Consider the following 25,073-nt stretch of genomic DNA (forward strand, 5'->3'; position numbering starts at 1 on the left):
AGCTTTGCGCTTCAAAATTGAAGCGAGATGAAAAATACCGCACTTACCGAAACACATAAGGCGCTTGGTGCCAAGATAGTGCCTTTTGCGGGCTATAATATGCCTGTTTCCTATGATGGAGTAAATTTAGAGCATGAGACTGTGAGAAAAGGCGTGGGCGTTTTTGATGTGTCCCATATGGGCGAATTCCTGATCGAAGGTCCAAAAGCTCTGGAACTCATACAAAAAGTAAGCTCCAACGACGCTTCAAAATTAACCATTGGGAAGGCACAATACAGTTGCTTACCCAATGAAACCGGGGGCATAGTGGATGACCTAATCATTTACCGAATTAAGGAAGAAACCTATCTTCTAGTAGTAAATGCTTCCAATATTGAAAAGGACTGGGCGCATATCTCAAAATATAATGAAACGTTGGGTGCCGACCTTAGAAATATCTCTGATGACTATTCCCTTCTAGCCATTCAGGGCCCAAAAGCTGTAGCTGCAATGCAAAGCTTAACATCGGTGGATTTATCGCAAATCAAGTTCTATAATTTTGTCGTCGCCGATTTTGCCGGTATCGATTACGTCATCATCTCAGCAACAGGATATACAGGCTCCGGGGGATTTGAAGTCTACTGCAAGAATAATGAAGTCCAACAAATTTGGGAGAAAGTGCTGGAAGCTGGAGAGGGCTTTGGAATTAAGCCCATTGGGTTAGCCGCCCGTGATACACTTCGCCTAGAAATGGGCTACTGCCTTTATGGCAACGATATAGATGAAACTACTTCTCCAATAGAGGCTGGTTTGGGATGGATTACGAAGTTTAACAAGGACTTTGTAAATGCTGAAAACTTAGCTAAAGAGAAAGAAAGGGGCCCGGAACGTAAGCTTGTGGGGTTTCAATTGGAGGATAGGGGAATTCCGCGTCAAGGTTACGATATCGTTGATGGGCAAGGTAGAAAAATCGGTTCTGTGACCTCAGGCACCATGTCACCTTCCTTAGGCAAAGGTATAGGCCTAGGGTATGTTCCGCTAATTTTTTCGGAAACCGGCAGTAAATTGCACATTCAAATTAGAAAGAACGCAGTACCGGCTACCGTAGTGAGACTCCCATTTTACAAATCTCAATGACAGACTATCAAACTATAATTGATACTATAGGTGCCCAATGTAGGCAGTCCAAGGACCGTGGTAAGGTAGCTAACTATATTCCTGAACTTGCCAAGGTCAGCGATTCCAAGTTCGGTATTCATTTGGTAGACTCAAATAAAAACAACTACTATACCGGACATTCGGATGAGGCATTTTCCATACAAAGTATTTCCAAGGTTCTTTCCCTGGCACTTGCCTTTACCTTAGTGGACAATGCCATATTGAACAGGGTAGATGTAGAACCGTCAGGAGATCCGTTTAACCACTTATCGCTATTGGAATTTGAAAATGGGATTCCCAGGAATCCGCTCATCAATGCCGGGGCTATAGTGGTGGCAGATATATTGGTAACCGAGCTTCAGGACCCAAAAAGGGACTTTCTACAATTCGTAAGGGACTTGACGAATGACCAGACCATTGATTTCGATAAAAAAGTGGCCAGGTCCGAAAAGAAAACCGGATTCAAAAACTATGCGGCGGCGAATTTATTAAAGTCCTACGGTAACCTTAAGAATGATGTGGAGACCGTACTGGATTTTTATTTTCATCAATGTTCCATAGCCATGGACTGCGCCCAACTTACCAAGGCCTTTTTTATATTTATGAACAGAGGCGTGTGCCAAAGGAACAAAACCTATTTGACCCTGGGCCAAGTGAAAAGAATTAATGCCATAATGCTTACCTGTGGTTTTTATGATGAGGCAGGAGAGTTCGCATTTGAAGTTGGCCTACCAGGAAAAAGCGGCGTTGGCGGCGGTATCGTGGCCTTGCTTCCTGGAAAATATTGTGTTGCAGTCTGGTCTCCAGGCTTGAATGCCAAAGGAAATTCAAAATTAGGGATGGAAGCCTTGGAAAAACTGACTACCGAATCCCATCAATCAATATTTTAGATTTTGGAGTCGAAGAAAGTATTAATCCTTGGGGCTAGCGGTTTTTTGGGTAATGCCATTTACAAAGAACTTTGTAATTATTTTGATACCTATGGCACCTATTTTTCGGCCAGAAGAGCCTTCGAGGATAATCATCAATTCTTTAAATACGATATGCAGGAGGATGATATTTTCCACCTTTTGGAAAAAGTACGCCCCCAATATATTATTTCTGCGGTGCGGGGTAACTTCGCTGCCCAGATACAAATGCATCAACATATTACCGAATATATTTTGCAGAATAAGTGTACCCTCTACTTCCTTTCCTCCGCAAATGTTTTTGATGCTTACAGCAAATATCCATCCTACGAGTACGACAAGACTTTGTCCGAAAGCATCTATGGTAGATTAAAAATAAAAATCGAAAATATGCTCCTTAGGCTTCCCAAAAAAAAGATGGTCATTTTAAGGATACCCATGGTTTTCGGAAATTCCTCTCCCCGCATAAAAGAAATCAAAAAGGTAATATGGAAGAACACGCCTATCGAGGTTTTTCCAAACTTGGTTATGAACGTTACCAATGACGACAAGCTTACCCAGCAGATACACTACTTGATCAACCAAAACAAAACGGGCATTTATCATATGGGGAGTATGGATTTAATACACCATGATGAATTCATAAAGGAAATTGTAGATCGTATCGGCAATTTTAATCCCATCTATAAGCGTGTGTATACTACAAATGAAGAACGTTATTTGGCCGTACTTCCCAAAGACAATAAGTTGCCGAAAAATCTAAGGTTCGGTTATCAGGAAATTATTGATCATCATATTCTTAAATAAACTTCTTTCCGGCGTTAATTTTTGTTTAAATCTTGTATCGGTCAACAGAAGGTTGATGCAATTCTTTACTTTTAGAGGGATACAAAAAACAACACTATGGAAAAATTATCAGAACGGACGATAACGGAGCGTTTGGAGAAATTTGAAAGATGGCAGTACAAGGACGGAGCCATAGAGGCCAATTTCACCTTTAAGGATTTCAGGGAAGCCTTTTCCATGATGACCCATATCGCCTTTGAATGTGAAGCTCATAACCACCATCCAGATTGGACCAATGTCTACAATTCCTTAAAAATACGGCTAAACACCCATGATGCAGGCGGTGTTACGGAAAAAGATTTTCAACTTGCCCATAGTATCGAGGAAATAATTCTATAAAAGGACAACTCCCTTTTGTTCTTGCGGCAGGCTTTTATTTTGCTAAATTTGCCTATTAAATTACACAAATCATAGGCAATGGGAAGAGCTTTTGAGTTCAGAAAAGCACGTAAAATGAAGCGGTGGGCCGCCATGTCCAAAGCGTTTACCCGTATAGGGAAAGATATTGTTATAGCCGTTAAGGAAGGTGGGCCAGATCCCGATTCAAATGCCAGGTTGCGGGCGGTAATCCAGAACGCCAAGTCCGTTAACATGCCCAAGGACAATATTGAACGGGCCATAAAAAGGGCATCGGATAAGAACCAAGGGGATTATAAAGAAGTCCTTTTTGAGGGTTATGCCCCTCATGGGATTGCCATACTTATTGAAACCGCTACCGATAACAATACCCGTACCGTAGCCAACATAAGAAGTTATTTCAATAAGTGTGATGGTAGTTTGGGAACTTCAGGATCGGTAGAGTTCATGTTTGATCATACCTGTAATTTCCGAATCAATGGAGATGATATAGATCCTGAGGAATTGGAATTGGATATGATCGATTTTGGTACGGAAGAGGTTTTTGTAGACGATGATGGGATTTTAATTTACGCTCCATTTGAAAGTTTTGGATCTATTCAAAAGGAATTAGAGAATAGGAACATTGAGATTCTTTCTTCCGGATTCGAACGCATTCCTCAGGTAACGAAAGAGCTTACCGAAGAACAGGCCCAAGATGTGGAAAAACTCTTGGAAAAAATTGAAGAGGACGATGATGTCCAGAACGTTTATCATACCATGAAGGAATAGCCCTCCAACAATTTGATCTATTTTTTACCGTTTTGTAAATAAGCTTCTAGGGCAACGACTTACTTATAAAATCGGTTATGCGCAATCTTTTCCTCCTTGACCTTTTATTTTTTATGTTCAACACCTCTGTAATTAGGGCCCAGGAAATGAATCCTACAAAGTTGGGGGAACTTATTGAATCGGTCACAGACACCTTTGAAATCAATGGCAATTCCTTTAGGTTCGTTTATAAGGATGTTTTTCTTTTTACGATTTATGATGAAAATGCCAACCGTATGCGAATTATTTCACCGATTGTTCAACTTACGGAAATAGAGGAGGAACAGTTATTGAATGCCTTAGTAGCTAATTTTCATTCTGCCTTGGATGTAAAGTACGCGTTAAGCGACGAAATCATTTGGTCTGTTTTTACACATCCCCTTAAGGAACTTTCCAACCACCAAGTATTGGATGCCATTGACCAGGTTTATTTGGCTAATGTGACGTTTGGCACCACCTACTCTAGTACTAATTTGGTATTCCCTGGCAATGCAAAGAAAAAAGACGAGCCCAGACCAAAAAAATTGATTAAAAGGGATTAGAAACTATATTCCCGTACCTTACCCTTTACGCCATTAAAAAACCTTTGATAGATTTCAAAATCCATTTCTTTAGTATTGGATGGGTATTGTGGTTCTGAAATTTTCACCTGCTTGCGGCCATAATCAAACGCTATCATAAGAATAGGAACCTGGGCGCTTTTGGCAATGTAATAAAACCCTGTCTTCCATTGAGTGACTTTCTTGCGGGTACCCTCAGGAGAAAGTGCCAACCTAAACTTTTTGCGTTCCTTGAAGATTTTTGAAATAGCACTAACCGTATCGTTGTTCTGGCTGCGATCGATAGGTGCACCTCCCATCCACTTAAAATACCAACCCAATGGCGGCTTAAATAAGCTTTTCTTGGCAATATAATTGATTTCTTCATTCAATACCCTCCGGACCAAAAGTCCAAGAAAAAAATCGATCCAACTCGTATGGGGTACAACAATAACCACACACTTGTCCAATTTGGGAAAAGAACCGATCAACTTCCATCCCAATACTTTAAAGTAAATAAATTTTGCTAGCGTACGCATGTGTTAACTTGCTGTTGCATAAGTACGGATATTTAATAAATGAAAATGTAGAAGTGATTCGAGTTGAAAATCTAGTCAAAAAATGAGCTAAGGATTGTTTGCCCTAATGCCAACTAGTATCACCAAAAATTATATCCTACTATAAATAGATTTCAATTTTTTCCAGGTGGCAATATCGCGCCAGCTCTTACCAAGGGCATTCTCCCACAAAGGTTCCATGCCAAGGGAAACGCTTATCATGGTTTTATAGTCGCTATCGGTAAGGTCAGAACAGATACCCGTTGGCAGTTGTACTTTTTGTTTTTGCATCATTTGGTTAAAAAGCGCTACTCCTTTCGGGTAAAACTCTTCCAAATGCTGAAACACCATGCAATTCCCTATGCCGTGTTTTACACCAAGTAAATAGGACAGTCCATAGCTCATGGCATGTGCGATTCCTACTTGGGAGTATGCTATGCTCATACCTCCGTGCCAAGAGGCCATCATTAGTTTGTCCCTCGAATCCGCCAGCGACAAATCGCCTAGATACACTTCCTTGCAAAGCTCCAAGGCCTTTTCGCCATAACTCTGACTGAAAGCGTTTAAATACGTTCCATTGAGGGATTCTATACAATGAATAAAACAATCCATTCCCGTGTAAAACCACTGTTCTTTTGAAACACCTTTGGTTAAATCAGGGTCTAGAATCACTTGATCGAATGTGGTGTGATCCGAATTTATTCCCAGTTTTTTTTCAGGCCCTAAAAGAACGGTGGTCCTGGAAACCTCTGCTCCAGTGCCACTTATTGTGGGAATGCCAACGTGGTAAACCGATGGTTTTCTTACCAAATCCCATCCCTGGTAATCACAAGAACTGCCGGTATTGGTCAAACAAATTGATACGGCCTTTGCCAAATCCAAGAGGGTACCGCCACCAATTCCAACAATTCCGGACGGAAGTTCATTAAACTCCCTCTTTATTCTCCCCACCAGCGCATCAACTTGAACCGTTTTGGGTTCCTCATCGGCAGAAACAAAAATTACCTGATCATTAAAAATTAAAGGAATACGACTGGCAAACGGTGTACCTTCAAAAACGTCGTCGACCAAAAATATAAATGGAGCTTCGGAATGCCTACGCTTGGGCATGAGTATTTCGCCCAATTGATCAAAACTTCCTCGCCCAAATATTACCCTGGGCACCATAGGGAAGTTTCTATAACGACTTATTTTAGAAGTGATAGAATCCCTTACGCCAACCTCTTTTCTAATCTCCATAGCACGATTTACAAATACTTCAAAATATCTGTCAATTGATTAATTTTCAGATACGTATACTTTCCTTCTTCTACCGATACTTCTTCATGCTGCCACGTAGTGTGAAAAGGAACATGTACGGCTTGCGCGCCTATATTGAGAATCGGTAAAACATCGGATTTTAAGGAATTCCCAATCATCAAGAATTCATGAACCCCTATTTTCAAATGATCCAACAAATTTAGATAGTTTTCTTCTTTTTTATCACTCAAAACCTCAACATGGTGAAAATAATTCGACAAGCTTGAGCGTTCCAATTTGCGTTCTTGGTCCAAAAGATCGCCTTTGGTCAGAACTATAAGTCTATACTTTCCATTCAATTGTTTTAATACTTCCTTTACTCCGCCCAATAGTTCCACAGGATGTGCAATCATCCTTTTACCAAGATTCAATATTTCCGATATCGTTGCTTGGGAAACTTGATTATTTGAAATTTCCATAGCAGATTCTATCATGGAAAGCATAAATCCTTTAATCCCATATCCATATAGCTCAAGATTTTTCATTTCCATTTTGAAGAGCTCTTGGTCAATTTTGTTCTTGGTTTCATAGCCCTCCAATAAATCGGCAAATTTTTCTTCGGTCTCCCTAAAATAGGTTTCATTTACCCAAAGTGTATCATCCGCATCAAAGCCTATAACCTTGATGCCGCTGTAATCTATTTCCATTCCTTTTGTGCCCGTTTTAAGTCTTCAGGGGTATCAATTTCTATTCCACTAATGGTCGTTTCTACCATTTTTATTTTTTTTCCATATTCCAAATAGCGAATGGCCTCAATTTTTTCCGTTGCCTCTAATGGAAGCATGGGCAGTTTTTGAAAATCCATCAAGGCTCTTTTTCTAAAAGCATAAATTCCTTTATGTTTAAAATAAGGAGGGTCAACTTCCTCTGCCCTATGATACGGAATAGGAGATCGTGAAAAATATAGGGCGAAATTATAATGGTCAACAATAACTTTTACGGTATTTGGATTGTGGATCTCGTCCTTATCTCGAATCCTAACCATTAAGGAAGCCAAATCGATTTCTTTTTTTACATCACCTTGAAATACATCTAGTACCCCTGCCAGACTTTCCCTATCGATAAAGGGTTCATCTCCCTGAACATTTACAATAATATCCACGTCCATATCCTCAACCGCCTCCGCAATACGATCACTTCCACAATCATGTTCCTTAAAACTCATTATCGCCCTACCTCCGGCATTGGAAATAGTATCAAAAATAAGTGTGCTATCGGTAACTACGTAAACGGCATCAAAGAGCTGAGTTTTCACGGCCGCTTCATAGGTCCTCAAGATTACGGGTTTGCCCATAAGATCTTTCATCAATTTTGCAGGAAATCTTGATGCGGCATAACGCGCAGGTATCATAGCAATAACTTTCACCTTTTTTTGTTTTAGTTGGTCTATTTCATGTTTTCGGCCTTGGCCTTAGTTTTCTGTATATCCTGAATACGATAATCAAAATTATGATGACCAGAACAGCCGCCAATATAGGTGCAAAGATAGAAGCTACAGAGACAACAAGAGCGGTTCCCGTTTCCGCAGTGGATACTATAGGGTTTGCCAGACCTCCCGTAGATACGGTAGAAGCTAACCGACCCGTGGCACCGGCGCCTTTAATTGCTGTTGCGGTACCTCCGCCAGCTATAATGGCCAATGACCAAGTTACAACGGGATCTAAATTGGCGACGGTAGAGACCATAACGGCTGTGCCGGCCAGAGCAGCCAAGGGTATGGCTATGCTATCCAAAACGTTGTCCACCCAGGGAATGAAATAAGCAAAAATCTCGACAATGGTCGCCACTCCCAAGGTAATTAGGGTTGCAAGGCTGCCTACCCATTGCCAGTTATCGTTAAGCTCCCAAATATCAAAATAGGCAGCCAAACTTAGGGCGAACAAGGGTAAAAAAACCCTAAAGCCTACAGAAGCGGCAAGGCCTACGCCCAAAAAAATGCTAATAATGGTATCCGAGGTCATTCTATTTTATAGGAGCTTGGTTTAACAACTCCCTTTAACTACACGAATTTAACTTATTCATTCCCAACAAAAAAATTGTCCTTAAAGCCAATGAGATACAGTTGCCTTTTGGCTCGTGTAATTGCCGTATATAGCCAGCGAAGATAATCCTTATCCACCCCATTGGGCAAATAGGGTTGTTCCACAAAAACAGTATCCCATTGCCCGCCTTGTGACTTATGGCATGTTATGGCATAAGAGAACTTTACCTGCAAAGCGTTGAAATACCTATTGTTCTTAACCCCTAAAAATCTTTTGTATTTGGACTTTTCATGCATGTAATCCTTACTTACCTCCTGGTACAGTTTATTACCGTCCTCATAGGACAAAGAAGGTGTAATGGCCTGTATAGTATCCAGTAAGAGCACTGTTTCAAATGGCTTTTGATCGGGATAATCTACCATTCTTACTTTTACCTCGGCAAATTTGAAGCCGTAAATCTCCTTTAGGGCAAAAATTTCAAGGACTTCAATGATATCACCATTCGCGATAAATCCGGCCTCTGAATTGGGCTTCAACCAAAAATAATTGTTCTTCACCACCATCATATAATCACCAACGGCCAATTCATTCTCCAGAAATAAAATCCGGCTTCTAATATTTTCATTGTAAAGATTTGCCCTTTTGTTTGAACGAACAATAAAGGCCGTCTCTTCTCTCCCATTCCTGGAGTAAGAGGAATCTATGGCTTCCTGTATTTCATGGCCATCCACCAATCTTTGAATGTCTTTGAAAAGGTTCACATCGAACTGAAACGAATCAAAAAAACTGCCTTGGAGTTGTTCTCGCAACAGGGTTGCGTTGACTAAAATACCGGAATTTTCTGCTTGACGAACTACTTCATCCAATTCAACCTTAACTATTTCTTTATTATAATTGAGAGATAACTTGTTCTCATCCAAAGCTGGACTTATATTCAGATGTACCGGGGGCAACTGAGCCGTATCGCCTATTAAGATCAATTTGCAGTTATGGCCCGAATAGACGAACATTAATAAATCGTCTAACAAGGAACCGTTTTCAAAAAGTTTGGAATCCGCCGGGGAATCAGGAATCATGGAGGCTTCATCCACGATAAAAACCGTATTCCTATGTTTATTTGGTGCCAATACAAATTGAATTCCACCCCCACTCTGTTTTTTTGGAAAATATATCTTTCTGTGTATCGTAAATGCCTGTGTATTCGAATAATTGGACATTACTTTTGCTGCCCTTCCCGTAGGGGCCATGAGTACGGACTTCATGGTCGTCTTCCATAGGCAATTGACCAAAGTACCTATAATTGTAGTTTTTCCCGTACCTGCAAAACCTTTTAATAGGAACACGCTATCTTTTCCTGCGGACAAAAGATAATCGGCCATTTTTTGGAGAACAACAGATTGCCCTACGGTAGGCTCATGAGGAAATTTCTCTTTCATAATAGCATAAAAGGAGGTGTTTGAAAGACTTTTCATAGATTTTCAAAGATAGAGAGGATTTCCTTGCAAAACCTCTGCAATAGTATAAAAGAAGTCTTATTCCAGGCCAAATTACCAAGTAACATTCCTTCCTTTTATCATTTATAGCCTTGCCTTTTAAGCCTATAAAACAGAGAGATTCTCTACCATTAGACCTATGAAATCCAGCGCAAAATCCGAATGCAAAAAATTAGGCAGTTTGCAAAAAAATTGTAGATTTGTGTTAACCACTAAATTTAATTAACACATACGAAATGAAGACCATAATACAAATTGTACTTTGGATAGCTTGTGTAGGACTTGGATATCTTATTTATAGATCGGTTACCGGTCCCATAGAGTTCAACAAAGTTAAGGTAGAGCGCTTTGCCAAAGTAGTTTCCAACCTAAAGGATATTCGAAATTCCCAGGAGGCGTACAAAACGGTAAACGGTAAATACGCCAAGGATTTCAATAGCCTTATCACTTTTGTGGACACCGGAAAATATGTGATAACCCAGCAAAGGGATTCCTCGTATATGGAGTTTGACAAGGTATACCAAATTGACCTGTTGAAAGAAGTGAAAATTATCGACACACTAGGTTTTGTATCTGTTAAGGATTCCTTGTTCAAAGCGGACGATCGGTATAAAAGCATGATGAACGTTCCTGGAGCACCAGGTGGTGAAAAGTTTGAAATGAAAGCGGACATCATTGAAAAAAGTGGCTACAAGGCTCCTGTTTTTGAAGCAAAAGTGGAAAAAAACGTAATACTTTATGACCAGCCCAAGGACTTATTGGCAAAGGAAAATGCTGAAATAGGAGTGGACGAGGTGAATGGAAATGTTATTACAGTAGGTTCTTTGGAGGAAGTGAGCACAAGTGGTAATTGGCCTCCTATTTACGATAAAAAAGGTGAACAATAATCCCAAGGGAATTTCTCAAGATTTTTTGAAACTGTCCATTCAAGTTAGTTTGAATGGACTTTCTTTTTGTATTCTGGATACCATTAAAAATACCGTACTGCTATCGGAAAAGAAAACTTTTGACATAACCCTTACCCCCTATAAACTGCTAAAGGAAGTAAAAGATCTCTTTAAAAAACATTCCATTTCTCAAAAAGAGTTCTCCGAAGTAATTGTCATTCATCAGAACAAATTATTCGGTTTGGTCCCAAAACCGCTGTTCAACCCGGAAGAGCTCCCTAATTATATTAAATTTAATGCCAAAATATTGGCAAGTGATCATATAGATTTCGACGAAATCGCAGGTTACGACATGGTCAATGTTTATGTACCTTTCGTCAATATCAACAACTATATTTATGAGCTTTTTGGTGATTTCATTTTTAAGCATATCGGTACCGTATTGATCGAATCTTTGTTAAAAAATCATACCAACGGGAAAAGTCCGGTTTGCTATGTTCATGTATCCGAAAAAAATATGGACATCGTGATTATCTCCCAAAAAAAATTATTGCTGTACAATAGTTTTTCATTCGATACAAAAGAGGATTTTCTTTATTATCTCCTTTTTGCACTGGAACAATTGAACCTGGATGCGGAGTCCGTCATCTTACGACTCTTTGGCAGTATAGAAGAAGATGATGAAATCTATGCGCTTTGTTATGAATATATTAAGCATATCTCCATTTTTGTACCTACGGGTGCGTCGCATCCTTTTATAGATGCTGCATCTGAAAATATCGATTTTGCCATATTAAATTCCCTATAATGCGGATTATCTCTGGGGTATATAAGGGGAAGCGGATCTTGGCCCCTAAAAAATTACCTGTTAGGCCTACGACCGATATGGCCAAAGAAGCTTTGTTCAACATTTTGAACAATCGATATTATTTTAAGGACGTATCTGTTCTCGACCTGTTTTCGGGTACTGGAAATATTAGTTATGAGTTTGCTTCCAGAGGTTCTAAACATATTTCCGCCGTAGATATGAATAGTAATTGCATAAAATTCATTTCACGAATAGCCCGTGAATTAAATTTTAATATCACTCCTATTAAGGCCGATGTTTTGGTCTATTTGAAGAAGTCCGATATAAAAGCAGATATTATCTTTGCCGATCCTCCTTATAACATGTCTCTAAATGATTTTGAAAAAATACCCCAGCTTGTTTTTAGTAATGACCTACTTACAGAAAATGGCATATTGATCATTGAACATTCCAAACATATGAATCTGTCCCAGTGCATTCATTTTTCGGATTCAAGAAAATATGGCGGTAGTATCTTTAGTTTTTTTGATATATCTAAAAATGGGTAAAATCCTGAGTGAAGCTAAAATTAAAACTATAAAAAAGCAGGCCATAAGCCGAATTCTGTTTCCGTTAATACGGACCCTTATCATTTATCTAGGCTTTTGGTCACCCAAAAGCTCCATCCGCCTACCCTTCGGCTTGGGCATGCAACCCTCATAACGCCGGTATATGTGGCGTTTCACCGCATAGAGTTTACCTGATTTCACTACAGCATTATCTGTACATACTTTCTGTTGCACTGGTCCTTTCCCATATGGTATGGGAAGACGGGCGTTACCCGCTATGCCGCATTATGGTGTCCGGACTTTCCTCCCCCGATAGCTATCGGGGGCGATAAGGTGACCTGCTCCGTGCAAAGGTAGTCCAATTGTTGATAAAAATTAACGATATGGCCCATTATCACGGCATATCAAAAACAGCTATCTTTATATTTGTAGAACAAGTTAGCTGCAATTCAAAAAGACATCTATTGGAACCATTTATCGTATCAGCTAGAAAATATAGGCCACAGACATTTGCAGATGTCGTTGGACAGGAAGCCATTACCAAGACCTTATTGAATGCCATTGAAAGTAATCATTTGGCACAAGCCTTGCTTTTTTGTGGCCCAAGGGGAGTTGGCAAAACTACCTGCGCCCGTATTTTGGCCAAGCAGATCAATCAAGATGGTACGGAACGTGAGGAAGAGGATTTTGCCTTTAATATTTTTGAGTTGGATGCAGCATCCAACAACTCGGTAGATGATATCAGAAACCTTATCGATCAAGTACGAATACCACCCCAGGTCGGAAAATACAAGGTGTATATCATAGACGAGGTGCATATGCTTTCCCAGTCCGCATTCAACGCCTTTTTAAAAACCTTGGAGGAGCCACCAAAACATGCCATTTTTATTTTGGCCACCACTGAAAAGCACAAGATAATCCCCACCATTTTATCCCGTTGCCAGATATTCGATTTTAAACGAATTACGGTCAAGGATGCCGCGGCGTATCTAAAAAATATCGCCGAAAGACAGGGTGTACAAGCCGAGGACGATGCTTTGCATATTATTGCACAAAAAGCCGATGGTGCGATGCGTGATGCGCTTTCCATATTCGATAGGGTGGTCAGTTTTTCAGGAAAACAACTTACCCGGAAGGCAGTTACGGAAAATTTAAATGTACTGGATTATGATACCTATTTCGAGGCCACAGAGTTAATATTACAACATAAAATCCCCCAATTGCTATTGTTATTGAACAGTACACTGGCCCTTGGTTTTGACGGACATCATTTCATTGTTGGTCTGGCATCCCATTTTAGGGATTTAATGGTGTGTAAACATCAAGATACCGTCGATTTATTGGAAGTGGGTGAAGTGGCAAAAAAAAATTATCAAGAGCAGTCCGGGAAAACTTCCAATCCCTTTTTGTTGAAAGCCTTGGATATTGCCAATGATTGCGATTTAAATTACAAAGCCAGCAAAAACCAAAGATTACTTGTGGAACTGGCTTTGATGAAAATGGCATCTATCGATTTTGAAAAAAAAAATCCTTATTCCACTGATGTAAACCAATTCGCCAACGCATCTATCGCCCCTGCATCTTTTTTTAATCATATACCGGCTCCAGTTCTTGAAACTGTCAACACGTTAAAGGAAGCCCATTCAAAGGACTCCCCAATAGACGTTGAACCATCCACTTTTACAGTGGAAGCAGAAGAGGAGGTTCTCGTAAGTCCTGAAATTGAGACTTCAAAAGTTCCGAATACAATTACTTCTACGATTCCGATTACAAGCAGGCCGCCAACATTGGAGAAGATAAACCTTAAGGCAAAGGGTAAAAGAATATCAGGACTGTCCCTCTCCAGCCTTAAAGCAAAAAAAGAGCATCATCTGAGTAAGAAAGAGGAATCCATTGAGGAAAGCCAACTCCCAAGAGACGCCTTTACCGAAAAGGATATGCAGGGACACTGGGCGGATTTTGTACAAAAGATAGATGGGGAAGGAAGGAAGATACTGGCATCCAGCCTCACCACGGATACACCCAAACTCTTTGATGAAAGCACCATCTGGATAGAATTGCCCAATGATACCATGAAAAAAGAGGTGGAAAGGGAACAGTATGATCTAATGATGCACTTAAGGCAGCAATTGAACAATTATTCCATTAATCTAAGGATTACCGTTAATGAGCAAACCGCCAAGAAATTTGCCTTTACACCAGAGGAAAAATATCAAAAACTTCGGGAGAAAAACCCCGCTATAGATCTACTACGCAAGGAATTTGATCTAGATTTTTGAAGTTCGCAAAAATCGGGTTCGAAGGGCGTATATGAACATTATAACGGAAATGATAAGAAGCCCAAAGGCTTCCCTCCCCTCTTCAATATTCTTAATATCCCCAGCGCCTATTTCGAAACCCTCGAACTTTTCGGGAAAAACATAAATAAAACCTAATAGTGCAATAACCCCAAAAGATAAGGATACTATGTAATGTAACCTTCTTAAAGCGAAACCAAAAGAAACCAATGCAGCTACACTATAAATCAAAATCCAGATCCAAGGATCAGGGTCATTATATTGCACTACGGCGGATACCAGGAACAAAGCTCCAAAAACCCAGCCCAATATTGCAAAAAACAATTTCATAAAAACAAATATAATAAGCCAGCTTTTGAATTCTATCGCAATTCCTATTAATTTTGAAAAAATACAATTACAATGCTGGGATTAAAACTGCCGACGGACCCAAGATGGGTAAATATCGTTGAAAAAAACATCGGAGAAATTCTAACCGATCATGCCTACTGTGAACAAAAAGCGGCCAGTACGGCTATTTCCTTAATCGTTACTTTTCCCGAATATCCAGAATTGGTAGAGGAAATGATTGCGCTTTCCCGAGAGGAAATGGGTCATTTTAAAATGGTCCACGATAGAATTATCGTAAGAGGAGAAACCTTGGGCAAATACAGAAAGGACGAATATGTAATCGAATTGATGAAATTCTTCCCAAAAGGCGGTAGCCGAATCACACAGTTGATCCATAGATTGCTATATGCCGCATTGATAGAGGCGAGAAGCTGCGAAAGGTTTCGTTTATTGTCCGAAGAGCTTAAGGATAAGGAACTAGCGGAATTCTACCATAAATTAATGGTAAGTGAAGCTTCGCATTATACCATGTTCCTCAAATTTGCCAGAATGTACGGGAAACGCGATGAAGTTGATCAAAAATGGAAGGAATTACTAGTCTACGAGGCAGATATCATGAAAAACCTCGGAAAAAAAGAGACTGTTCATGGATAAATCGAAAAACAAAAAAGGTATCAGGAATTGAGTTTGTTCAAATAATAATCATAAGTGGCGAACTGCGATCTTACCTTTGGGCCATCACTCTTTCTATAGGCATTATCCTGTTCTTCTGAAAAGATTCTGGCTTTTAAATTGTCCTTCCAAGAGATTTCAAAAGTATCTATTAATTCCTGTTTCACATCCTTATCATAAATAGGGCAACCTACTTCCACCCGATAATCCAGGTTTCGGGTCATCCAATCAGCAGATGAAATGTATACTTTGGGGTTATCTTCATTGGCAAAAATAAAAATCCTGGGATGTTCCAGAAATTTATCCACTATGCTTATGGCCTCAATATTATCGCTCATCCCTTTAACTCCGGGTACCAGACAACATATACCACGTATTATCAATTGAATTTTTACGCCCGCCCTACTCGCCTCGTACAATTTATCCACCATTTTATAGGAAGTAAAGCTGTTCATTTTTATTTTTATATAAGCTTCCTTACCTACAATGGCATTGGCGATTTCATTATCAATCAATTTTTGAAACGTACTTTTGGTATAGTGCGGGGATACCACCAAGTGCTTGTATTTGTTTATCTTATAAGTGGTTTCAAAAAAGGCAAAAACCTTGTTCAATTCCTTTAAAATTGCTTCGTGTGCGGTAAAAAGGGTATAGTCCGTATAAATTCTGGCCGTGGATTCATTAAAGTTGCCTGTACTTATAAACCCATAACGTTTAATTTCTTCGTTCTCCTCCCGTTCAATAACACATATTTTGCTATGTACCTTAAGGCCGGGAACCCCAAAAATCAATTTAACACCTTCTGCTTGTAATTGCTCCGCGTATTCTATGTTCGCCTGTTCGTCAAACCTTGCCTGTAGTTCTATTTGAACAGTGACTTGTTTCCCATTTTTGACGGCATTAATAAGTGATGCGGCTACCTGAGAGTTATTGGCCAGACGATAGACGGTTATTTTTATACTACGGACCTTCGGGTCCAAAGCAGCCTCCCTAAGGAACTTAATTACGTAGGAAAATTTATGATACGGTGTATATTGCAAATAGTCTTTTTCTGAAATTTGCTCAAAAAGACTGCCCTCCATACTTAAACCCTTGACGGGCAAAGGAGTAATCTTATCATAGAGCAAATCCTCCCTTCCTAAACTAGGAAAGCCCATGTAGTCTCTTCGATTGTGATATCTACCTCCTGGGATAACGCTGTCCGTATCTTCTATATTCATCTTTTCTTTGAGGAATAGAAGCGTATCCCTCCCTATGCTTTTGTCATATACAAACCTAACGGGGTCACTTATTTTGCGAGATTCCACACTGGAAGATATCTTTTCGATGAAGCTTTTGCTCAGATCATTGTCAATATCCAATTCGGCGTCTCTGGTAATTTTTATCATATGTGCGGAGATGGACTCATATTCGAACATGGTAAAAATGCTGTCCAAACAGTACCTGATCAAATCATCCAAGATAATAATGAAGTTTTTTTCTCCTTCCTTGGGAAGTACCACAAAACGATCTATCCCTTTTGGGATTTCTATAAGCGCATACCTTTTTTCCTTTTCTTCTTCCTCTCCCCGTATCACCATTTTTATGGCCAAATATGCCGCGGTATCCTTTAACATGGGAAACTCGGTAAGGTCATTGAGAATAATGGTCATGAGCTGGGGACTCACGTTTTGAATAAAGTAATTCTTTACAAACTCCTTTTGATTTTCATTGAGCTCCGTTTCCCGTAAAAGAAATATATTCTGTGTCTCAAGTTCCTTCTCAATGTTCCTTAAAATGGTAATACTGTCCGCCTGCTGTTTGATTACAATTTTGGTGATTTCCTCCAGCAAATCTTTCGCTTTCTCTCCTCCGAGAACACTTTTACCTGTCTTTCCGGCTTCCACTATGCGTTTAACCGTAGCATAACGTACTTTAAAAAACTCATCAAGATTGTTGGAAAATATCCCTAGGAATCGAAGTCTTTCTATGAGCGGTACGTTCTTATCGGCACTTTCCTGCAATACCCTTTCATTAAACCACAACCAACTAATTTCCCTGTTAACATATTGATTTCCCGTTTTGTTCATTCTCTAAGATGTTTTGGAAAAATGGTCTGTATTGTAGTCCCTTTTTCCACGGAAGTCCATCGGTCGATATCAAATTCCAAATGGACCAGTCCACTGGTAGGGACATTGTCAATATAGGTATTTCCCAAGGAATTGGCAATATGTGTAAAGGCATGGTTGTGTCCAAAAATCATTACAGTTTTCAAATTCTCGTCCAAGCTTTGAACAAACTCGAGCACACTATCTCCAGAAAAATCATACAACATTTCGGAGAGTTCTAATTGGCCAAAGGGAAAGTGCAACTGTCTTAGAAAAATCATGCAGGTATGAAGTGCCCTATTGGCAGGGCTAGAAAAAACTGCATCGATTCCAATGTCCCGTGAATGAAAAATGGAACTCACCAAATGGCCATCATTAATTCCCCTTTCGTTAAGTGGGCGATCTTTATCATCTACGGAATACTCCCAAGAAGATTTACCATGCCTTACCAATATAAGTGTCTTCATTTAATCTAAACTTAGCTTGAATTTTAAGGTTTCCAATAACCTGAAACCTTAGGGCGCCAACCTTTCTATGTTCCAGTCAAAATCTTCTTGAAGGCTATAACGGATGCGGTCATGCAAACGGTTAGGCCTGCCTTGCCAAAATTCAATGGACAGGGGCTTTACTATATAACCTCCCCAATAATCGGGCCGTTCAATATCTTTCCCAGAGTATTCTTTTTCAAGCTCCTTTAACTTTATTTCCAGAAATTCCCTGGAAGGAATAACGCTGCTTTGGTTGGACACTATGGCACCCAATTTACTGCCCTCTGGCCTGGATTCAAAATACCCATCGGAAAGGTTTTCGGCAATTTTCTCGGCATTTCCTTTTATAATGACCTGTCGCTCCATAGTCGGCCAAAAAAAAGAAAGACATACATTGGAGTTCTCGGCTATCGACTTCCCCTTTTCACTTTCATAGTTTGTGTAAAAAATAAACCCTTCATAGGTATACTTTTTAAGGAGAACTACCCTGTTTTTTGGAAATCCATCCAAGCCCAAGGTAGAAACAGTCATCGCATTAGGCTCTTCCGTTCCCTCGGAGGCTTCAACCTCATAAAACCATTTTTGAAAGAGTTCCATGGGATTGTCTGAGATATTATCCTCCGTTAAGGCCCTCTTTTCGTATGATTTCCTATAATTCCCTAAATCGTTTTGCATTGTGCTATTATCAAAAAACAAGATAGGCAAAGTTCTTAAAAAGACGGGACTCTGGAAAGATGAATTGGACATTTCAAACCAAAGCTTGGTGAAAATAGAAATCAAAATTGAAAAATTCTCCCGTCTCCCGCAAGTTCCACATTTTCAAAAATCTCTTCGGCTTCTTCCTTAAAAAGATCAATGGATTTATATCGGGTAGAATAATGCCCCAGAATAAGTTTACCAACTTTGGCCATCTTCGCCATAGTTGCCGCTTCCTTGGCCGTAGCATGCTTTGTTTTAGCGGACAAATGTTTTTCCGTTTCCAAAAAAGTGGCTTCGTGATATAGAATATCCACACCCATTATCTGTTCCGTTATGTCCGGTTTAAACTGGGTGTCGCTACAATACGCATAGCTCATGGGTTTTGGTGGATCTAACGTAAGTTTCCCATTGGGAATTATTCGACCATCGTCCAATAGTACATCCTCACCCCCTTTAATGTTACGGAAATGAGCCTTATCAATCTTAAGGTCCCTTACGGCTTCTATATTCAATTTTCGTTCCAATGGCTTCTCCCTGAATAAAAAACCATTGGTATAGACCCGATGATTCAAAGGAATGGTTTCTACAGTAACCTTATCGTCCTCAAAAAGTATTGTGGGTTCTTTGGAGGTAAGCTCATGGAAAATTAAGGGATAATTGGTCCATGAATCCCCCAGCTTCAACAAAAGGGTGATTGCCTCTTTTATTCCCTTTGGTCCGTACACGTGCATTTCCTTGTCTCGCCCCAAAAGACGAAAAGTAGAAATTAATCCAGGAAGTCCGAAAAAATGGTCCCCATGTAAGTGGGAAATAAATATGTGGTTAATCCTTGAGAATTTTATCCTATTCTTCCTCAATTGCACTTGGGTCCCCTCACCACAATCTATCAAGAACATATGGTTTCTGATTTCCAATACTTGTGAGGTGGGGTTGGTAAGTGTTCTTGGAGTGGCAGCGTAACAACCTAAAATTGAAAGTTTCATTGCCAATTAATTAGAAATCCAAATCTCTTTCAATTTCTTCCATTTCAATAATATCATATGCTTCCCTAAGGGTTGGCACTACACAAATCTCATCTGGCACTTGATCAAACGAAACTTTATCAGTTACTAATACAAATGATTTTTTGGACGCTCTATGCCTATTGGAAAAATCCAAAAATTCCAGAATGTCCCCAGAACTTAAATCGGAAAATGAAAAAAGATTGATGATAACATTATTATTTTTGATTTCTTGATAGGAGCTGTTCAAGTTTTCTAAAAATTGTTTCAGCGAGATATTTTCCTGATGTACCACGATTGTATTCCCTTCCCTATCAAAAATCATGGTTTATTGCTTTATTTTGGAGGCCAGCAAATAAATAACGGCCATGCGTATGGCCACACCGTTTTCCACTTGATTCAAAATGATGGATTGTTTGGAATCAGCCACATCACTGGTTATCTCTACTCCTCTGTTAATCGGACCCGGATGCATAATTACAATTTCTTTGTCCAGACCATCCAACAACTTTCTGTTCACCCCATATTGCTGTGTGTATTCCCTAGTGGTAGGAAAGTAGCTAATATCCAATCGTTCATTCTGGATGCGCAGCATATTGGCCACATCGCACCAATTTAGGGCTTTTTGCAAATCGGTCTCCACTCCTACACCTAAAGATTCTATATGTTTGGGCAATAAGGTGCGTGGTCCACATACTTTTACTTCGGCCCCTTGGAGCTTTAAAGCGAATATATTGGACAAGGCTACCCTGGAGTGCAAAATATCCCCCACAATGACCACTTTTTTACCCGCCACATCACCCAATTTTTCCCGAATGGAGTATGAATCCAGAAGAGCTTGGGTAGGGTGTTCGTGGGCTCCATCCCCCGCATTGATAATGGAAGCATTGACATATTTGGCCAAAAAAATCCCTGCTCCCGGATTGGGATGGCGCATCACTACCATATCTACCTTCATGGAGAGGATATTGTTTACCGTATCGATCAAGGTTTCGCCTTTTTTCACCGATGATTGTCCAGCGGAAAAATTAATGACATCAGCCGAAAGGCGTTTTTCAGCAAGTTCAAAGGACAACTTTGTTCGTGTACTGTTTTCAAAGAAAATATTAGCTATGGTTATATCCCTAAGGGAGGGTACTTTTTTGATCGATCGGTTAATGACCTCTTTAAAATGATCAGCAGTCTCAAAAATGAGTTGAATATCCTTCTCTCCCAGATATTTTATTCCTAATAAGTGTTTAACACTTAATTCGCTCATTCTTATTTGTTTATCAAATAAATTACGTCCTCTCCGTCATTTTCCTCCCACATTACTTTTACCTTCTCATCGTTTATGGCATCTACTTGCCTACCTCTATAATTGGGTTGTATGGGCAAATGCCGACTAAAACGACGATCAATAAGCGTAAGCAGCTCAATCTCCTGGGGCCTACCAAAGGATTGAATTGCCGTAAGCGCCGCCCTTATACTTCTCCCGGTATATAGTACATCATCTATGAAAACCACTTTCTTATCCTCGACCAAGAAATCTATTTTGGTGGTGTTGGCCTCCAATGGCTTTTCCCCCCTTCTAAAATCATCCCTATAGAAAGTGATGTCCAACAAACCAAGATTTATCTCCTTTACGCCATATTCCGATTGGAGTATTTTTTTTAGTCTTTGCGCTACGAAAATGCCCCTAGGTTGTAGGCCAATTAAAACAGTATCCTTAAAATCCAAATGATTTTCAAGAAGTTGGCAAGCCAAACGATGAAGAATGATGTTGATTTCTTTTGAGGAAAGTAGTACTTTTTGGCTCATGTATTAGACCGTCTACTCTTGAAAGGACAAAAATAGGGATTTCTCTTTAAAGTATGGATAGATTGAACAAATACATACAGTATTCGTAACGGTGTTTTTTAAATTGAAATAGAAAATTTTTCTTGACCTAAACTATTCCGGAAAGATGGGTCATACATAGACCGGTTTTCCTAGGTTCATCAAATCCTTTTTCATTGGCATTATCTAGATTTAGCCTCGTTTTTATGATAAAAGACATCAACTAGAGCCAATACTATTTTTAGATCTTCCTCCGTTTTGATTGCCCTTTTCAGTCTTTCCATATGTTCATCAAGATGGGTGTTGTCCTGAAATTTGTATTTGTCCTTAAAATACGCTGGGTCTACCTCGAGAACTTTTGCCAGTTTGGCCAAAGTTTCTGGTCTAGGGGTAGACAATCCATTTTCGTACCTGCCAATCTGAACGTTGGATACTCCTGAGATTTTTCCAAGGGCTATTTGGGTCAATTTATTTTTCTGTCTCAGCTTTTTTAATCTTTCCTTGATCATTTTTAGTATTTGAGGGAAGTTTATGAATTATACAACAACGCCGTACGGTCTGGATTGGTTCAATATTCTTGTGCTTTTTATAGCTAAGGCGGTTATACATACTATTCCGCCCGTAAGCTTTTAACCGGGTTCGCATTTGCGGCCTTTATGGACTCAAAGCTTAAGGTGAGTAGGGCAATACCTATAGCCAATATTCCAGCAGCTCCGAATGCCCAAAAGGGCATATCTATCCGATATTCATAATTGGTCAGCCATTTATCCATTAAATACCAAACTATAGGGCTCCCTATGGCAATGGCCAGCAGCACCAATTTTAGAAAGTCCTTTGCCAATAATGTTGTAATACCCATGACCGAAGCTCCCAAAACCTTGCGAATGCCAATTTCTTTTACCTTTTGCTGTGCGGTGAACATTACTAGGCCAAATAGGCCTAAACAAGAAATAAAGATGGCAAGGATGGAGAAATATCGAGAAAGGATAAAGAACATGTTCTCACTTTTGTACAACTCATTATATTGCTGGTCCGTGAAATTGTATTGGAAAGGGAAGGCGGGGTTAAGTTCCCTATGAAGGGACTCCAACGAGGCAATGGTCTGTCTTACATTATGGGGGTCTATCTTGACCAAGACTGTCCCAAGCCAAGCGGTTCCAGCATTGCCAGTATTTCGCAGTACTAAGGGGCCAATGGATTGCCTCATGGATTTAAAATGGAAGTCCTTTACCACACCCACAATAGGACCATCCATCCCCCATTGGCTTAAGGGTTTGCCTATTGGGTCTTTCAGTCCCATGACCTTAACTGCGGTCTCATTGAGGATGAATTCAATAGTATCTGAATCCCTGTCCTTAAAATCACGACCTTCGATAATCTCGCAACCCCAAGTCTTTAGAAAGTCCCCAGAAGCTGGAAAGGTGGTAAATAATGTCATGTTATTTTCCTCTTTTCCTTGCCATATCACCTCAAAGGTATTACCGCCAATTACTAATGGTGATTCGTAAGTCGCTGTTAAGGACTCTACCCCGGAAAATTTCAGGGCGCGGTCTTTAAAAGTCTGAAAACTGCCTATCAGGTCACCTTCCAATGGAAATGCCAAAAGATTTTGTCTATCAAAACCTAGGTTTTTGTTTTGAATGTAATCGATCTGCTTAGAAGTAATGATCATTCCACAGATTAAGATGATGGAAAGGGAAAATTGAAAAACGACCAAGCCTTTGCGTATCCACTGGGACTTGTGGTCTGTCATGGTTTTTTTTCTGAATATGCCAATTACATTAAAAGATGAGAGCATAAACGCTGGATAGCTTCCTGATATGAGTCCTGTAAGAAGGGCTATTCCCAGTATACCGGCCCAGGCAAATATGCTTAGATTAGTTAGGCTCAGCTCTTTTTCCGCCAGTTGGTTGAATACGGGAAGTACTAGAGCCAATAGAAGAAGTGCTAAAATCGTGCTTATCAGGGAGAGTAAGATCGACTCCCCTAAAAACTGATATACCAACCCTCCTTTTTTCGCACCCAACACTTTCCGTATTCCTATTTCCTTTGCACGTTTCAACGAACCTGCCGAGGCAAGGTTCATAAAATTGATGCACGCTATTAAAAGAATGAAGAAAGCGATTAGTCCAAAAATCCGAACATTTTCAATCTTTCCCCCTGTAATCCGGCCATTTTCAAAATTGGAATGTAGATATTTATCTCCATAGGGTTGCATATACAGCTCAATATTGAAGTTTTCCCCGATATTTTGATTGTAGTCCTTTAAGAAATTCTTGATTTTCGGTTCCACGGTACCGACATCCGTATGGTCGGCAAGCTGAATAAAAGTATTTGGGCCGTTGTTGGTCCAATCCTTGGTCCAGGTATTTTCTTTACAAAATATGTCCCAGTGCAGATAGAAATCGTTTCTTTCCATGGTACTTGGACCCGCTTCCTCGAACACGGCCGACACTTGGAATTTATCAAAGTTTTCGTAAGTAATCGCCTTACCCATGGCATTTTCAGCACTGCCAAAAAACAATTCCGCCATCTTCCTGGAAATGACAATATCATTTGGGCCCGTCATGGCCGTTTTAGGACTTCCTTCAATAAACTTATAGGAAAACATATCAAAATAGTCTGGGCTTATGTAGTTTCCCGTTTGTTTGAATATCTTGGAACCATTGGTAAAGTTTTTCACTATCGGAAAAATGGTCGGGCTTGCCTTTTCAACTTCTGGCAACTTTAGCTTTAGCTCACGATACAAATGGGCAGGGGTGTAATAATACCCATCCACTTTGCCATCAAAAAAAACTCTTTCATAAACGGCATACAGCTTTTCCGAGTTTTCATGATACCGGTCAATCGCCAATTCGTCCGATACCCAAAGGAAGATAAGTAGGCTACAAAGAAGGCCTGTGGCCATGCCTGTTATGTTCAGTAAAGAAAAGACTTTGTTCCCATGGATGTTCCTCCAAGCAATTTTAAAATAATTCTTCAACATGTTTTATCCGCTCTGAATGCCATACGGTAGAGGCTCGCTACGTATGCTTTTAAATACTTACCAAAAGATGATGGTTAAAAAACCTACCGAAATCCATGCCAAATTTATAAACAACTTAAAATCAAATAATTACATGTTTTTTCTTATGCTTTGACTTTTCCCTTTGTAAAATTACTGGACAAGTACCGTCAAAAAACTTTACAGTTTCCCAATAAGGTGATTTTTTGACCATATAAACAATGAATATCTTCTTCATTATCAAAGATTTGAAATCTTCAGTATACCACACCAAAAAGTAAGATATACTGTATTTCAATAGAAATGTTTATTTCATGATTGTTCCTGATTATTATTCGGTATTGGTAAAAGAATCTTTTTTAGAAATTCCAAAGTTTAGAGTTTTCTGTTTTAATGTTTTCAGGACAAGAATAAAAGCTAAAGGCAATCCAGAAAGGTATCCACCCCGATACAAAAAAGCCCCGGCGTTTTGCCAGGGCTCTTTGTTTCCGTCTTTTCGGAAATGA

At 39.7% G+C, this 25,073-nt stretch carries 27 protein-coding genes and 1 other RNA gene; 11 read left to right on the forward strand and 17 right to left on the reverse strand.

Annotation, left to right across the window (positions count from 1 at the left end):
- Window positions 1-27: 27 nt before the first annotated feature.
- The 6 genes from gcvT (at window position 28) to D7Z94_RS22610 (ending at window position 4,600) form a co-directional block, all read left to right on the forward strand.
- Window positions 28-1,116, forward strand: coding sequence for a glycine cleavage system aminomethyltransferase GcvT (gene gcvT / locus D7Z94_RS22585; RefSeq protein ID WP_120713899.1), 1,089 nt, complete (start codon window positions 28-30; stop codon window positions 1,114-1,116).
- Window positions 1,113-2,027 carry a glutaminase gene (locus D7Z94_RS22590; RefSeq protein ID WP_120713900.1) on the forward strand — a complete coding sequence of 305 codons (915 nt, stop codon included), beginning with the start codon at window positions 1,113-1,115 and terminating at the stop codon, window positions 2,025-2,027. The genes gcvT and D7Z94_RS22590 overlap by 4 nt, the downstream gene beginning before the upstream one ends.
- 3 nt (window positions 2,028-2,030) lie before the next feature.
- Window positions 2,031-2,852 (forward strand): sugar nucleotide-binding protein, encoded by an 822-nt coding sequence (locus D7Z94_RS22595; protein WP_120713901.1) that lies wholly within the window; start codon window positions 2,031-2,033, stop codon window positions 2,850-2,852.
- Between the two features lie 96 nt (window positions 2,853-2,948).
- Window positions 2,949-3,230: a 4a-hydroxytetrahydrobiopterin dehydratase gene (locus tag D7Z94_RS22600; protein ID WP_120713902.1), complete on the forward strand. Its 282-nt coding sequence runs from the start codon at window positions 2,949-2,951 to the stop codon at window positions 3,228-3,230.
- A 78-nt stretch (window positions 3,231-3,308) separates the two neighbouring features.
- Complete coding sequence (locus D7Z94_RS22605; protein ID WP_120713903.1) at window positions 3,309-4,019, forward strand: YebC/PmpR family DNA-binding transcriptional regulator; 711 nt, start codon at window positions 3,309-3,311, stop codon at window positions 4,017-4,019.
- A 77-nt stretch (window positions 4,020-4,096) separates the two neighbouring features.
- Window positions 4,097-4,600: a YbjN domain-containing protein gene (locus D7Z94_RS22610; RefSeq protein ID WP_245967284.1), complete on the forward strand. Its 504-nt coding sequence runs from the start codon at window positions 4,097-4,099 to the stop codon at window positions 4,598-4,600.
- On the opposite strand, the gene D7Z94_RS22615 is transcribed toward D7Z94_RS22610, so the two are convergent.
- From D7Z94_RS22615 to D7Z94_RS22640, 6 genes are all read right to left on the reverse strand, one after another.
- Entirely contained in the window at window positions 4,597-5,136 is a 540-nt protein-coding gene (locus tag D7Z94_RS22615; RefSeq protein ID WP_120713904.1) for a 1-acyl-sn-glycerol-3-phosphate acyltransferase, read from the reverse strand. The two genes, D7Z94_RS22610 and D7Z94_RS22615, sit on opposite strands and share 4 nt — an antisense overlap.
- Before the next feature lie 129 nt (window positions 5,137-5,265).
- The gene (locus D7Z94_RS22620; protein WP_120713905.1) at window positions 5,266-6,393 is read right to left on the reverse strand and encodes an iron-containing alcohol dehydrogenase family protein; all 1,128 of its coding nucleotides are present in this window, start codon (window positions 6,391-6,393) and stop codon (window positions 5,266-5,268) included.
- An 8-nt stretch (window positions 6,394-6,401) separates the two neighbouring features.
- Window positions 6,402-7,100, reverse strand: a complete 699-nt coding sequence (locus D7Z94_RS22625; protein ID WP_120713906.1) for an HAD family hydrolase — start codon at window positions 7,098-7,100, stop codon at window positions 6,402-6,404.
- The gene (gene kdsB / locus D7Z94_RS22630) at window positions 7,091-7,804 is read right to left on the reverse strand and encodes a 3-deoxy-manno-octulosonate cytidylyltransferase (RefSeq protein ID WP_211341851.1); all 714 of its coding nucleotides are present in this window, start codon (window positions 7,802-7,804) and stop codon (window positions 7,091-7,093) included. The genes D7Z94_RS22625 and kdsB overlap by 10 nt, the downstream gene beginning before the upstream one ends.
- 40 nt (window positions 7,805-7,844) lie before the next feature.
- The gene (locus D7Z94_RS22635) at window positions 7,845-8,414 is read right to left on the reverse strand and encodes a DUF4126 domain-containing protein (RefSeq protein WP_120713908.1); all 570 of its coding nucleotides are present in this window, start codon (window positions 8,412-8,414) and stop codon (window positions 7,845-7,847) included.
- Between the two features lie 53 nt (window positions 8,415-8,467).
- Window positions 8,468-9,907: an ATP-dependent DNA helicase gene (locus D7Z94_RS22640; protein WP_120713909.1), complete on the reverse strand. Its 1,440-nt coding sequence runs from the start codon at window positions 9,905-9,907 to the stop codon at window positions 8,468-8,470.
- A gap of 257 nt (window positions 9,908-10,164) precedes the next feature.
- On the opposite strand from D7Z94_RS22640, the gene D7Z94_RS22645 reads away from it, so the two are divergent.
- From D7Z94_RS22645 to D7Z94_RS22655, 3 genes are read left to right on the forward strand one after another with little or no spacing between them, the layout of a single operon-like run.
- Window positions 10,165-10,815 (forward strand): hypothetical protein, encoded by a 651-nt coding sequence (locus tag D7Z94_RS22645; protein WP_120713910.1) that lies wholly within the window; start codon window positions 10,165-10,167, stop codon window positions 10,813-10,815.
- The gene (locus D7Z94_RS22650) at window positions 10,805-11,623 is read left to right on the forward strand and encodes a DUF3822 family protein (protein WP_245967285.1); all 819 of its coding nucleotides are present in this window, start codon (window positions 10,805-10,807) and stop codon (window positions 11,621-11,623) included. Before D7Z94_RS22645 ends, D7Z94_RS22650 begins: the two co-directional genes overlap by 11 nt.
- Window positions 11,623-12,171, forward strand: a complete 549-nt coding sequence (locus D7Z94_RS22655; protein ID WP_120713911.1) for an RsmD family RNA methyltransferase — start codon at window positions 11,623-11,625, stop codon at window positions 12,169-12,171. Before D7Z94_RS22650 ends, D7Z94_RS22655 begins: the two co-directional genes overlap by 1 nt.
- Window positions 12,172-12,200: 29 nt before the next feature.
- Here the strand turns inward: D7Z94_RS22655 and rnpB are convergent.
- Window positions 12,201-12,516: RNase P RNA component class A (gene rnpB / locus D7Z94_RS22660), an RNA gene on the reverse strand.
- 119 nt (window positions 12,517-12,635) lie between these two features.
- Between rnpB and D7Z94_RS22665 the strand changes: the two genes are divergently transcribed.
- Window positions 12,636-14,450 carry a DNA polymerase III subunit gamma/tau gene (locus D7Z94_RS22665; RefSeq protein WP_120714066.1) on the forward strand — a complete coding sequence of 605 codons (1,815 nt, stop codon included), beginning with the start codon at window positions 12,636-12,638 and terminating at the stop codon, window positions 14,448-14,450.
- Here the strand turns inward: D7Z94_RS22665 and D7Z94_RS22670 are convergent.
- Complete coding sequence (locus D7Z94_RS22670; protein ID WP_120713912.1) at window positions 14,439-14,798, reverse strand: transmembrane 220 family protein; 360 nt, start codon at window positions 14,796-14,798, stop codon at window positions 14,439-14,441. The genes D7Z94_RS22665 and D7Z94_RS22670 overlap by 12 nt on opposite strands.
- Window positions 14,799-14,870: 72 nt before the next feature.
- Between D7Z94_RS22670 and miaE the strand changes: the two genes are divergently transcribed.
- Entirely contained in the window at window positions 14,871-15,452 is a 582-nt protein-coding gene (gene miaE, locus D7Z94_RS22675) for a tRNA-(ms[2]io[6]A)-hydroxylase (protein WP_120713913.1), read from the forward strand.
- 20 nt (window positions 15,453-15,472) lie between these two features.
- Here miaE and ppk1 read toward each other — a convergent pair whose 3' ends face one another.
- The 9 genes from ppk1 to D7Z94_RS22720 form a co-directional block, all read right to left on the reverse strand.
- Window positions 15,473-17,539 (reverse strand): polyphosphate kinase 1, encoded by a 2,067-nt coding sequence (ppk1, locus tag D7Z94_RS22680; protein WP_120713914.1) that lies wholly within the window; start codon window positions 17,537-17,539, stop codon window positions 15,473-15,475.
- Window positions 17,536-18,024, reverse strand: a complete 489-nt coding sequence (locus tag D7Z94_RS22685) for a SixA phosphatase family protein (protein WP_120713915.1) — start codon at window positions 18,022-18,024, stop codon at window positions 17,536-17,538. Before D7Z94_RS22685 ends, ppk1 begins: the two co-directional genes overlap by 4 nt.
- 48 nt (window positions 18,025-18,072) lie before the next feature.
- On the reverse strand, window positions 18,073-18,720 hold the full coding sequence (gene pdxH / locus D7Z94_RS22690; RefSeq protein ID WP_120714067.1) for a pyridoxamine 5'-phosphate oxidase: 648 nt from the start codon (window positions 18,718-18,720) through the stop codon (window positions 18,073-18,075).
- Window positions 18,721-18,821: 101 nt separating this feature from the next.
- Entirely contained in the window at window positions 18,822-19,727 is a 906-nt protein-coding gene (locus tag D7Z94_RS22695; RefSeq protein WP_120713916.1) for a ribonuclease Z, read from the reverse strand.
- A gap of 10 nt (window positions 19,728-19,737) precedes the next feature.
- Complete coding sequence (locus D7Z94_RS22700) at window positions 19,738-20,070, reverse strand: ribonuclease Z (RefSeq protein WP_120713917.1); 333 nt, start codon at window positions 20,068-20,070, stop codon at window positions 19,738-19,740.
- A gap of 3 nt (window positions 20,071-20,073) precedes the next feature.
- A complete protein-coding gene (locus D7Z94_RS22705; RefSeq protein WP_120713918.1) occupies window positions 20,074-21,003 on the reverse strand; it encodes an aspartate carbamoyltransferase catalytic subunit in 930 nt (309 codons plus the stop codon).
- Window positions 21,004-21,005: 2 nt separating this feature from the next.
- Window positions 21,006-21,545 (reverse strand): bifunctional pyr operon transcriptional regulator/uracil phosphoribosyltransferase PyrR, encoded by a 540-nt coding sequence (pyrR, locus tag D7Z94_RS22710; protein WP_120713919.1) that lies wholly within the window; start codon window positions 21,543-21,545, stop codon window positions 21,006-21,008.
- 200 nt (window positions 21,546-21,745) lie between these two features.
- Window positions 21,746-22,072 (reverse strand): helix-turn-helix domain-containing protein, encoded by a 327-nt coding sequence (locus D7Z94_RS22715; RefSeq protein WP_120713920.1) that lies wholly within the window; start codon window positions 22,070-22,072, stop codon window positions 21,746-21,748.
- Window positions 22,073-22,173: 101 nt separating this feature from the next.
- Window positions 22,174-24,549: an ABC transporter permease gene (locus D7Z94_RS22720; protein ID WP_120713921.1), complete on the reverse strand. Its 2,376-nt coding sequence runs from the start codon at window positions 24,547-24,549 to the stop codon at window positions 22,174-22,176.
- Between the last annotated feature and the right edge of the window lie 524 nt (window positions 24,550-25,073).

The organism is Ulvibacterium marinum (assembly GCF_003626755.1).
Lineage (GTDB): Bacteria > Bacteroidota > Bacteroidia > Flavobacteriales > Flavobacteriaceae > Ulvibacterium > Ulvibacterium marinum.

Excerpts from the sequence above, each read along its gene's own strand:
- gcvT (WP_120713899.1), top strand. The coding sequence starts at position 28 with ATGAAAAATACCGCACTTACCGAAACACATAAGGCGCTTGGTGCCAAG.
- D7Z94_RS22590 (WP_120713900.1), top strand. The coding sequence starts at position 1,113 with ATGACAGACTATCAAACTATAATTGATACTATAGGTGCCCAATGTAGG.
- D7Z94_RS22600 (WP_120713902.1), top strand. The coding sequence starts at position 2,949 with ATGGAAAAATTATCAGAACGGACGATAACGGAGCGTTTGGAGAAATTT.
- D7Z94_RS22605 (WP_120713903.1), top strand. The coding sequence starts at position 3,309 with ATGGGAAGAGCTTTTGAGTTCAGAAAAGCACGTAAAATGAAGCGGTGG.
- D7Z94_RS22610 (WP_245967284.1), top strand. The coding sequence starts at position 4,097 with ATGCGCAATCTTTTCCTCCTTGACCTTTTATTTTTTATGTTCAACACC.
- D7Z94_RS22615 (WP_120713904.1), bottom strand. The coding sequence starts at position 5,136 with ATGCGTACGCTAGCAAAATTTATTTACTTTAAAGTATTGGGATGGAAG.
- D7Z94_RS22620 (WP_120713905.1), bottom strand. The coding sequence starts at position 6,393 with ATGGAGATTAGAAAAGAGGTTGGCGTAAGGGATTCTATCACTTCTAAA.
- D7Z94_RS22625 (WP_120713906.1), bottom strand. The coding sequence starts at position 7,100 with ATGGAAATAGATTACAGCGGCATCAAGGTTATAGGCTTTGATGCGGAT.
- kdsB (WP_211341851.1), bottom strand. The coding sequence starts at position 7,804 with ATGATACCTGCGCGTTATGCCGCATCAAGATTTCCTGCAAAATTGATG.
- D7Z94_RS22635 (WP_120713908.1), bottom strand. The coding sequence starts at position 8,414 with ATGACCTCGGATACCATTATTAGCATTTTTTTGGGCGTAGGCCTTGCC.
- D7Z94_RS22640 (WP_120713909.1), bottom strand. The coding sequence starts at position 9,907 with ATGAAAAGTCTTTCAAACACCTCCTTTTATGCTATTATGAAAGAGAAA.
- D7Z94_RS22645 (WP_120713910.1), top strand. The coding sequence starts at position 10,165 with ATGAAGACCATAATACAAATTGTACTTTGGATAGCTTGTGTAGGACTT.
- D7Z94_RS22655 (WP_120713911.1), top strand. The coding sequence starts at position 11,623 with ATGCGGATTATCTCTGGGGTATATAAGGGGAAGCGGATCTTGGCCCCT.
- D7Z94_RS22670 (WP_120713912.1), bottom strand. The coding sequence starts at position 14,798 with ATGAAATTGTTTTTTGCAATATTGGGCTGGGTTTTTGGAGCTTTGTTC.
- miaE (WP_120713913.1), top strand. The coding sequence starts at position 14,871 with ATGCTGGGATTAAAACTGCCGACGGACCCAAGATGGGTAAATATCGTT.
- ppk1 (WP_120713914.1), bottom strand. The coding sequence starts at position 17,539 with ATGAACAAAACGGGAAATCAATATGTTAACAGGGAAATTAGTTGGTTG.
- D7Z94_RS22685 (WP_120713915.1), bottom strand. The coding sequence starts at position 18,024 with ATGAAGACACTTATATTGGTAAGGCATGGTAAATCTTCTTGGGAGTAT.
- pdxH (WP_120714067.1), bottom strand. The coding sequence starts at position 18,720 with ATGCAAAACGATTTAGGGAATTATAGGAAATCATACGAAAAGAGGGCC.
- D7Z94_RS22695 (WP_120713916.1), bottom strand. The coding sequence starts at position 19,727 with ATGAAACTTTCAATTTTAGGTTGTTACGCTGCCACTCCAAGAACACTT.
- D7Z94_RS22700 (WP_120713917.1), bottom strand. The coding sequence starts at position 20,070 with ATGATTTTTGATAGGGAAGGGAATACAATCGTGGTACATCAGGAAAAT.
- D7Z94_RS22705 (WP_120713918.1), bottom strand. The coding sequence starts at position 21,003 with ATGAGCGAATTAAGTGTTAAACACTTATTAGGAATAAAATATCTGGGA.
- pyrR (WP_120713919.1), bottom strand. The coding sequence starts at position 21,545 with ATGAGCCAAAAAGTACTACTTTCCTCAAAAGAAATCAACATCATTCTT.
- D7Z94_RS22715 (WP_120713920.1), bottom strand. The coding sequence starts at position 22,072 with ATGATCAAGGAAAGATTAAAAAAGCTGAGACAGAAAAATAAATTGACC.
- D7Z94_RS22720 (WP_120713921.1), bottom strand. The coding sequence starts at position 24,549 with ATGTTGAAGAATTATTTTAAAATTGCTTGGAGGAACATCCATGGGAAC.